11 protein-coding genes are annotated in these 9,952 nt (G+C 35.3%); 6 read left to right on the top strand and 5 right to left on the bottom strand.

What is annotated here, in order from left to right:
• The first annotated feature begins 141 nt into the window (after positions 1–141).
• From ACYUCW_RS08405 to ACYUCW_RS08395, 3 genes are all read left to right on the top strand, one after another.
• Positions 142–789 carry a helix-turn-helix domain-containing protein gene (locus tag ACYUCW_RS08405; RefSeq protein ID WP_108717285.1) on the top strand — a complete coding sequence of 216 codons (648 nt, stop codon included), beginning with the start codon at positions 142–144 and terminating at the stop codon, positions 787–789.
• A 256-nt stretch (positions 790–1,045) separates the two neighbouring features.
• On the top strand, positions 1,046–1,288 hold the full coding sequence (locus ACYUCW_RS08400; RefSeq protein WP_049206746.1) for an excisionase: 243 nt from the start codon (positions 1,046–1,048) through the stop codon (positions 1,286–1,288).
• Positions 1,269–2,396 (top strand): phage integrase Arm DNA-binding domain-containing protein, encoded by a 1,128-nt coding sequence (locus ACYUCW_RS08395; protein WP_263055628.1) that lies wholly within the window; start codon positions 1,269–1,271, stop codon positions 2,394–2,396. Before ACYUCW_RS08400 ends, ACYUCW_RS08395 begins: the two co-directional genes overlap by 20 nt.
• A gap of 296 nt (positions 2,397–2,692) precedes the next feature.
• Here ACYUCW_RS08395 and ACYUCW_RS08390 read toward each other — a convergent pair whose 3' ends face one another.
• The 5 genes from ACYUCW_RS08390 to icd all read right to left on the bottom strand — a co-directional run bounded on the left by ACYUCW_RS08390 (position 2,693) and on the right by icd (position 7,529).
• Positions 2,693–2,914: an isocitrate/isopropylmalate family dehydrogenase gene (locus tag ACYUCW_RS08390; RefSeq protein ID WP_263055629.1), complete on the bottom strand. Its 222-nt coding sequence runs from the start codon at positions 2,912–2,914 to the stop codon at positions 2,693–2,695.
• Positions 2,915–3,018: 104 nt separating this feature from the next.
• Entirely contained in the window at positions 3,019–4,662 is a 1,644-nt protein-coding gene (locus ACYUCW_RS08385) for an RNA-directed DNA polymerase (protein ID WP_263055630.1), read from the bottom strand.
• 39 nt (positions 4,663–4,701) lie between these two features.
• Entirely contained in the window at positions 4,702–5,367 is a 666-nt protein-coding gene (locus ACYUCW_RS08380) for a hypothetical protein (RefSeq protein ID WP_110229320.1), read from the bottom strand.
• Positions 5,368–5,700: 333 nt separating this feature from the next.
• Positions 5,701–6,117, bottom strand: coding sequence for a hypothetical protein (locus ACYUCW_RS08375; RefSeq protein WP_460408374.1), 417 nt, complete (start codon positions 6,115–6,117; stop codon positions 5,701–5,703).
• A gap of 158 nt (positions 6,118–6,275) precedes the next feature.
• Entirely contained in the window at positions 6,276–7,529 is a 1,254-nt protein-coding gene (gene icd, locus ACYUCW_RS08370; RefSeq protein WP_004247120.1) for an NADP-dependent isocitrate dehydrogenase, read from the bottom strand.
• A gap of 138 nt (positions 7,530–7,667) precedes the next feature.
• Here icd and rluE point away from each other — a divergent pair, with 138 nt between their 5' ends.
• The 3 genes from rluE (at position 7,668) to mnmA (ending at position 9,950) form a co-directional block, all read left to right on the top strand.
• Positions 7,668–8,297, top strand: a complete 630-nt coding sequence (rluE, locus tag ACYUCW_RS08365; RefSeq protein ID WP_004247119.1) for a 23S rRNA pseudouridine(2457) synthase RluE — start codon at positions 7,668–7,670, stop codon at positions 8,295–8,297.
• Entirely contained in the window at positions 8,290–8,742 is a 453-nt protein-coding gene (locus ACYUCW_RS08360) for an NUDIX hydrolase (RefSeq protein WP_004247118.1), read from the top strand. Before rluE ends, ACYUCW_RS08360 begins: the two co-directional genes overlap by 8 nt.
• A gap of 104 nt (positions 8,743–8,846) precedes the next feature.
• Positions 8,847–9,950, top strand: a complete 1,104-nt coding sequence (gene mnmA / locus ACYUCW_RS08355) for a tRNA 2-thiouridine(34) synthase MnmA (protein ID WP_004251827.1) — start codon at positions 8,847–8,849, stop codon at positions 9,948–9,950.
• Positions 9,951–9,952: the final 2 nt, after the last annotated feature.

The raw sequence follows: 9,952 nt of genomic DNA, 5'->3' as shown, positions 1-9,952 counted from the left end.
AATATAATTAATTTATATTATATGCATATCACTTAAATTAATAAGTTATCCGTTTGGGTAATTAAAATTAACAAATAGACAAAGAGTACGCAAATACTTTTTACCTAAAAAAAAGGAAATATAAATTACATGAGAAATAAAATGCACATAAGAATTAAAGAACGCCGTTTACAATTATCATTAACACAAGAAGCTCTAGCAAAGATGTTAAGTGTAAGCCGAGTTTCTATTACAAAGTGGGAAACACGAGTTACAGAGCCGGATGGAGAAAATTTACAGGCATTAGCCAAAGTCCTTGAAGTCTCTCCTGAATGGTTACTTTACGGGGGAAACTCATCAGAAGCAGATGCATTAATTATAACTCGCAAGACAGTGAATATTAAGAAAATACCCATTATCACGCTTGAACAAGCAGCTGATTGGAAAGCACGTTACGATACATTAAGATTAAGCGATATTCAGCATTGGTGCTGTGCAACAGTACCCGTATCTGAACAAGCATATGGATTAATTTACCAAGGCGAATCTATGACAAACCCCTATTCACTTCCTTCAATCCCTAAAGGTTCAACCGTTATTATCGAACCATCATTCAAGAATGAGATAGAGTTATATGGAAAAATAATTATCGCTAAAAATATTATTACTAATGATATCGTTATTAAAAAGTTTATCCATGAACCACCACAATTTTATTTAATCTCATTAAACACAGCCTTTACCCCAATATTATTTACTGATGATTATCAAATTATTGGTTATGTAATACAAATTATTCAGACTCTCTAATCTTCTTTATTTTAGTTTATTGAGCTGGCTCATTTCAGCTCAATATGTACTTCCCATTACATGGTTATTGTAATAATATAAACATCAGGTACAATAATTATCTATTAACAAACATCTCTCTTATTAACAATGCAAAAGGAAATATATATTCGATAGAAAATAATGCTATTTATTAGTTATCAAATAAATTTCATTATTTTTTATTTAAATGTAAATTAATACTTATTAACTAATTTTTATTATGCAAGGATGTATTATGAAAGTATTAACATTAAAGGAATGGTCGGATAAACGATATAAAAGTCACCCACCTTCTCTAACAACATTAAATAAATATGCACGATTAGGTTATTTTTGTCCCCCTGCAAGGAAAGAGGGCCGATTATGGCGAGTCAAAGAAGATGCTGATTTAGTTGGTATAGTTGCCACTCCTTCCATCAAAACATTCGATGACCCTATATTAAGGAAAATATTAAAAGATGAGCGGACGACTTCGTAAAAAGAATATTGATATACCCAATTTATATTCAATATATCATCCAAGGATGAAAAAGATATATTGGCGATACCGTCACCCAATTTCAGGAAAATTTCATTCATTAGGAGATGATGAAGCACAAGCTAAACAGATAGCTCTTGAAGCCAATAACCGTATAGCAGAACAAAGAACACGCCAAATTTTAATCATTGGTGATAGAGTTGCTACTATGAAAGATCAATCTATCTCTGTTTCTACATGGTTAGATCGCTATTGGAATATTCAAAAAGAACGTTTATCACAAGGTGAGATAAAACTTGCTACATATAAACAAAAGAAAAAACCTATAGATCTGATGCGTCAAAAATTGGCTTTATATCCATTAGCAAATATAGGTACTCGTGATCTAGTCAGTATTATTGATGAATACAAAGCAATAGGTCAAATGCGTATGGCTCAAGTTGTAAGATCGGTTTTTAGTGATATTTTTAAAGAAGCGCAACATGCTGGAGAAGTTCCTTCCGGATATAACCCTGCTCTGGCAACGAAAAGACCAAGAACACGGATCAGGCGACAAAGACTCACTCTAGATGAATGGCATAAAATTTATGATATTGCCGATAAACAACATCGTTATATGGGAAATGCAATGCTACTTGCCATTGTGACGGGTCAGCGAGTTAGTGATATCTCACGTATGCGTTTTCAAGATATTTGGGATGATCATTTGCACATCATACAAAGTAAAACAGGATCAAAAGTAGCAATACCACTTTCTTTACGTAATCAAGCTATTAATGTATCTCTTAAAGAAGTTATTGAACGATGTCGTGATCGTATTGTAAGCCATTATTTAGTTCATTATCATCGAACTACTTCACAATCTAAACGTGGCGAACAAGTTACTGCAAATACGTTAACGACTAATTTTAAAAAGGCGAGAAATAAAACGGATATTGATTGGGGAGAAGGAACACCTGCAACATTTCATGAGCAACGTTCTTTATCTGAACGTTTATACCGAAAACAAGGTATTGATACCCAAGCCTTATTAGGCCATACCACACGTTTACAAACCGATCGTTATAACAATACTCGTGGAAAAGAGTGGGTAACCATTACCTGTTAATTTTTATTTGGTTATATTTTTAAGCATCAGATAATCTGCAATTGATAAACTTCGGCTTCTTTATCATGCCATTTGCAGATTATTTTCTGTTATATTTTTCACCAAAATAAATACCTTATTGTTTATTCACTCATATTTTATATTTAGCTTAATGTCTGTTGAGATTTATTCACTTTTGCTAACTTTGGCTATTTAAATACAATTCTCTATATGAGTATGTTATTTATTATTGTAAAAAAACATTAATAAAAAACGGGAACTAATAAGCTACCGTTAACTATTTATCAAATCAACAATTATATAGGTTTGATAATTACGTCACCAAACTCGCTATATTTCAGCAACTTAGCGCCGTCCATTAGACGTTCGAAATCATAAGTAACAGTCTTCGCTTCGATTGTGCCTTCCATAGCTTTAATGATTAAGTCAGCAGCTTCTGTCCAACTCATGTGGCGTAGCATTATACCCATAATAATTAGATAACTTATTAAATGAATTATAATTATTGGTGGTGACAATCTTTTTTATGTGATCTTGGTTTGTATGTAACTGGTTGATTTTTAGTTTGGGTTGAGGTGGTTTTGGGGAAACCATTTTCATACACAATAATTGATTTTACAGACTATTCTTTACTAATAGAATAATCAGCACCACGAAACAAAGGGTGATAACTATCATGATGATAATTATCATAAGGCATAAGCGATGGAGTTATTGATAATTCATTATCATCCCATTTATTACGTTCTAAATAAAAATACACATTGTTCTCTTTTAAAAATGAAAAGTTTGGATCTTTTTCAACATAATCTTGATTTTTTTTAGGCTTCATCCATCCTTTTAAACTCATTTCATATGATAACAGCCATTGATCACCATATAAGGCGTCGGCATTTAAATAATTATCCCAGAGAGTTTTATCTAAAGACGATTCCAATAGATTCTCCTGTTCACAATCTAATGCCAGAAGGGCAACACACGAATCCCTACATGTTGAAATTTTATCTACAGCATTTGAATTAACATTTAAACGGAATGCTAAACATCCCCAAAGAGCATTTGCAACTTCGCTAGAATGGCGTAATTCAGCATGTTTAATAATTATATTATTAAGAAGAAAAGTGAGTTCATCTTTTAACACATTGACATTAGATAAATTTTTTTTGTGTAAAAGAATTTGTTCAAGCACAAAAGGTAGACAAGACGGCTCAGGAGCAACACAGAGCATAAGCAATCGTTGGAATGAATCCCAATTTTCTTCATTAATTGGCACAGAACGAAGACATGAGATAGCCCACTGGAGAACTGATTCATCAGTATATTTATTATATAAATCAAATGCTAATGAAAAATACGACTCAAGATCGCTTAGTTGAGTATTTTTATCTGAACGAATTTGAAACTGTCTTAACTCAGAAAGCCAATTAGATTCTAATCTAACAGGTAACTTTGATATATAAGTTTTTTTTGTGTTAAGAGCCAACTCAAACTCAGCAAGATTTGCATCTAAAATATGATATGCTCGCTCCGCTTCATCTCGATTAGCAAAACTAAGTTCATAATCATCAATAAAGCGATGGCCTTTAATATGTGGGAATTTTTTAGCTACTTCTTTATCTACACTGTGCATTAATAATTCAGCAATTACTAGTGAAGTATCAGGACCAATAGGAATCCCTACCGTTTGTCCATCCTGCCCTTGTCGTACGAGATAATCTAGTTTATTGCCTAAGCTGTCCAATCGGCGATTAGCTTTAGCCAAATTTTTACCATGCAATGCCCATGGTATAGAGTGTGTATATATACTATGATAAAAGCGACTAATATCTGTAGTTAAAATATATCTTGCGCCAATACGGTTTTTTTTAGCTAACTCAACTCTCTGACTTTGGGAATATTTACCATTAATTGCTCGTCCATCACTCTTAAATTCAGGCTCAGTCGCTGCAAAATTTGAACCAGAAACAGCTGGTTTAATTTCTTGCCAATTATTTACTATTTCTCTTGCCAGCAAATAAAATAGAACTGGGTTACAAATACTCAACTGTCTACGCTTCAATCCAACTCTAGCCAGAGAGTAAAAAACCTCCTTTGCTACGGGTATATTAGAGCTTTTAACAATTTCCTTACCAAAAACACCTGGAATTTTATCTGGTTCCTTGTAATCTGACAAAGTATCCATCAGTGATGCAAATGATCTTGTCATAAACGGCTTTGGTAACTCTTTGGGAAAATAGCCACGCTCCAAAAGACCTTTTAATTCCATTTTTATCGTCCTACTAGTTATTAATGAGATTTTGAGTAATTATTTATTTTCTGATGACTTCTTTGATGGCCAATTTAAATTATCAATCAAAAATGCGCTATAAACTGTAGTCGCCTGATAACTATAGAATTCATCTGCTCTTTTTTTTAATAATCCACTACTCAAATAGCTTACAATTAACCCCAAAAAAGAAATACATGAAAAACTACTAGTTAAAAAACAAACAACGCCAAACAATAAAATAATAAAACTACAATTTCGGTAAAAGCCATATCTAGATAAAAAAACCATAAAAGTAGTACTTAACTGTTTAGTTTCAACATATTCTTTACAAATCATGAAAGGGTTTTCAATCTTGTTATTTAGATCTCCAAAGCTATTTTCTTTTATATATTTTTCCATCGTTTCTTTGTCTATTTTTCTCTTATCTTCATTTATTTTAATCCAAAAAAACAAATATTTACCAATATAACGTTCAAAGAAATTAGCTATTGGTTCTATTAACAATCCTAACAATATTAATATGATAGGCATCACAACAAGGATATAAGTTGCTGGTAACTTAATCAAAAAATCAAAAATCACTTCTTTTTGGGGTAATTGGTTATTTATAGTTATAAATCCCAAAATAATGATAACAAAAAATACTCCCGTCATAAAAAAAGTGAAAATATCCCAAAGAGAAATCCTTATTTTTTCAATCATTTAACATTATCCAATATAAATTCAATTTACATAATATATTTTATAATACTTAAGATATAATCCTGGGTCTACATATCAATCAAAATAAAAACTAAATCAATACGTTTAAAGTGAACAATAATATTTTCTCTAATATTCTTGAGTAATGGCATATATTCATAACAACTATTACTAAAATAATTATTCAATAACCTCAATTATAAGTATAAATTTCATTGTGTAACTATTTCTTACCTATAGCATTCTTATCAATATACTGAATTCACCCCCATAGTTTTACCATTTCGCCACAAGCCAACTAACTATCCAACTCTACTTATCTAAACTCTTCTATCACCCACCATACTCCCTCACATCAATATAAAAATACTGCTTACCTAGTGAGGTTGTTGACATCTGTCCGGACACTATCATCGAATGAGGAATAATACGGTTACCTCGCTCACAAAGAATTACTCTAATTATTTTGCCTCCAATCAGATCCATCATCCCAATATGCCCAATTATTGTGATTAATACCGCACAGGGAAAACCAACATCCACGCCATTCCAATTATTTCCTGTGAGCACAAAGTTATTTCCCTCTAATAAATTAAGCGGTCTTTGGCTTGAAGCGTGTGTAATAACACCTTTATGATAAATTTGAATTCCCCATTTTTGAGGATGAAGTGAAATATGATAAGAAGACTTCACAAATATATAGAGCTCATATTCTGCTGAATTACCTTGAATAGTATCAATTAAATTCACACACCACGCATTGTTCTCAGAAATCACTTCAGATAATCCACACTTTTAATTGTACTGTTTTGGGGAATAGTTTTGGTGGGGTTTTGGGGAAGAATTTTATAGTACAAAAAACAAACGGGAACTAATAAGCTCCCGTTAACTATTTCTCAAATCAACAATTACATATGCTTGATAATCGCGTCACCGAACTCGCTACATTTCAGCAGTTTAGCGCCGTCCATTAGACGTTCGAAATCATAAGTAACGGTCTTCGCTTCGATCGCGCCTTCCATACCTTTAATGATTAAATCAGCGGCTTCTGTCCAACCCATGTGGCGTAGCATCATCTCCGCGGAGAGAATAATAGAGCCTGGGTTAACTTTATCTTGTCCGGCATATTTTGGTGCTGTTCCGTGAGTCGCTTCAAATAATGCACACTCATCACCAATATTAGCGCCAGGAGCAATCCCAATACCACCAACTTGTGCTGCTAATGCATCAGAAATATAGTCGCCATTTAGGTTCATACAAGCGATAACATCATACTCGGCTGGGCGTAACAGGATTTGTTGTAAGAATGCATCTGCGATAACATCTTTAACAATAATATCTTTGCCTGATTTAGGGTTCTTAATTTTAACCCAAGGGCCACCATCTAACAGCTCACCACCAAATTCTTCACGGGCTAATTCGTAACCCCAATCTTTAAAGGCACCTTCGGTAAATTTCATAATATTACCTTTATGCACCAATGTAACGGAGTCGCGATCGTTATCAATTGCATATTCAATCGCTGCACGAACTAAACGTTTAGTCCCCTCTTCTGAACAAGGCTTAATACCGATACCACAATCTTGTGGGAAGCGAATTTTGGTTACACCCATTTCATCTTGCAGGAACTTAATCACTTTATCAGCTTCTGCTGAACCGGCTTTCCACTCAATACCGGCATAGATATCTTCTGAGTTTTCACGGAAGATAACCATATCCGTCAGTTCTGGGTGTTTTACTGGGCTTGGAGTGCCTTTGTAATAACGCACTGGGCGCAGGCAAACGTAAAGGTCGAGTTGTTGGCGTAGTGCCACATTTAATGAACGGATACCACCACCTACTGGTGTAGTAAGAGGACCTTTAATAGAAACACGATATTCACGAATAAGATCTAAGGTTTCTTCTGGCAGCCAAACATCTTTACCATAAATTTGTGTTGATTTTTCACCGGTGTAGACTTCCATCCACTCAATCTTACGTTCATTGCCGTAAGCTTTTTCAACCGCTGCATCAACAACTTTTAACATTGCTGGCGTGACATCGATACCGATACCATCCCCTTCGATATAAGGGATAACCGGATTATTTGGAACAACAAGCTTACCTTTAGCATCTAATGTAATTTTAGCACCATTAGCCGGAACAACTACTTTGCTTTCCATTTACCTCTCCTTTCATGTAAGCGCACGCTTTGTTAATTTTTTGTAAGAGACCTGTCAATACTACTTGATTATTCAGCTAACGCCAATCGCTTCTCTTTTAAGGTATAATCAATCTCCCATTTTTGACAAAAAATAGCTATGGCAAATCAATTTAACAATAGATCGAAACTACGCAAATCTCACGCACTAGCAGGACAAAAAAAACCTTCTCGCCCTAGAGGTGAGCGTAAAGTGATTATCTTTAATAAACCCTTTGATGTCCTTGTGCAATTTACCGATGACAGCGGTAGAAAAACGCTAAAAGATTTTATCCCCATTCCTGATATTTATGCGGCAGGACGGTTAGATAGAGATAGTGAAGGTCTGTTAGTATTAACAAATGATGGCAAATTACAGGCCAAATTAACTCAACCAAATAAAAAAACAGGGAAAGTCTACTATGCTCAAGTAGAAGGCATTCCCACAGAGATAGCGTTACAACAATTTCGTGAAGGACTTAACCTAAAGGATGGGAAAACACTACCTGCAAAAATTGAAAGGGTAGAACAACCAACGTGGGTTTGGACGCGATTTCCACCTATTAGGGAGCGTCAATCTATTCCGACTAGCTGGTTAAAAATCACCTTATTTGAAGGAAAAAACCGCCAAGTTAGACGTATGACTGCCCATATTGGTTATCCCACATTACGCTTAATTCGTTTTAGCATGGGAAATATTACCTTGGATAATCTATTACCGGGTCAATGGAAGGAGATTAATTTTGTTTAAACCACATGTCACTGTTGCTTGTATTGTTCATGCAAACAATAAATTTTTAGTTGTTGAAGAAACGGTAAATGGCAAAGCCACATGGAATCAACCCGCAGGACATTTAGAAGCAAATGAAACCCTGATCCAAGCGGCACAACGAGAGTTATGGGAAGAAACCGGTTTAACCTTGCCGGTACAATATTTTTTGAAATTACATCAGTGGGTGGCACCGGACAATACGCCATTTTTGCGTTTTTTATTTTTGATAGAAGCGCCAGAACAATTAGCCACACAACCACATGACGATGATATTAATGGCTGCTACTGGGTGACCGCGCAAGAGATAATTAATAGCCAACAATTACGTTCACCGCTGGTAAAAGAAAGTATTCTTTGTTATCAACAAAATGAACGTTATCCACTCTCTTTACTGGATAGCTTTGGTTCAACATTTGCCTCTTAACCATGACTTTCATGGTTAAGAGGCAAAAAATGTATTCGTTTGATGCACCCTTGATAGTGATATGGTAAAGTATGGCGCTTATTTTTCCGCAGTGAGATCCATTCATGTCAGATAACAGCCAAAAAAAAGTCATCGTTGGAATGTCCGGTGGCGTAGATTCATCCGTCTCAGCCTATCTTCTTAAGGAACAGGGATATCAGGTCGTTGGTCTGTTTATGAAGAACTGGGAAGAAGATGACGATACAGAATATTGCTCAGCTTCTGCCGACCTTGCCGACGCGCAAGCCGTGTGCGATAAGCTTGGCATAGAACTTCACACTATCAATTTTGCCGCTGAATATTGGGATAATGTATTTGAACACTTTTTATCTGAATATAAAGCTGGCCGCACCCCTAATCCCGATATTCTATGTAATAAAGAGATAAAATTTAAAGCGTTTTTAGAATATGCAGCTGAAGATTTAGGGGCCGACTATATTGCAACGGGCCACTATGTTCGTCGCCGTGATATTGATGGTAAAAGCCAATTACTGCGCGGTGTTGATAACAACAAAGATCAAAGCTACTTCTTATATACATTAAGTCATCAGCAAATCGCCCAAAGCCTTTTCCCTGTCGGTGAAATGGAAAAACCTGAGGTGAGAAAAATTGCCGAGAAGCTTGATTTAGCCACCGCCAAGAAAAAAGACTCTACGGGGATCTGCTTTATCGGTGAACGCAAGTTTACTGATTTCTTATCGCGCTATTTACCTGCCAAACCGGGTCCTATCGTCACCGTAGATGGCGAAACCATTGGTGAACATCAAGGGTTGATGTATCACACCTTAGGTCAACGTAAAGGTCTGGGTATCGGTGGCACAAAAGAAGGTAGCGAAGATCCTTGGTATGTAGTCGATAAAGATGTTGCAAATAACATATTAATTGTCGCACAAGGTCATGAACACCCTCGATTAATGTCCATAGGCTTAATTGCTCAACAACTTCATTGGGTCGCAAGAGAGCCTATTACCGAAGCTTTTCGTTGCACGGTGAAAACACGATATCGCCAAGCTGATATTCCGTGTACAGTAACACCATTAGATGAAGATAAAATTGAAGTCCGTTTTGACTATCCTGTTGCTGCTGTTACACCGGGGCAATCGGCCGTTTTCTATCAAAACGAAGTCTGTTTAGGTGGCGGTATTATTGAAACACGTATTCAGGAGTAGAT

The sequence above is a fragment of the Proteus sp. MB838 genome (assembly GCF_054767435.1).
Note: the sequence above shows the minus strand (reverse complement) of the source record. Positions and strands in the feature narration are given on the sequence as shown.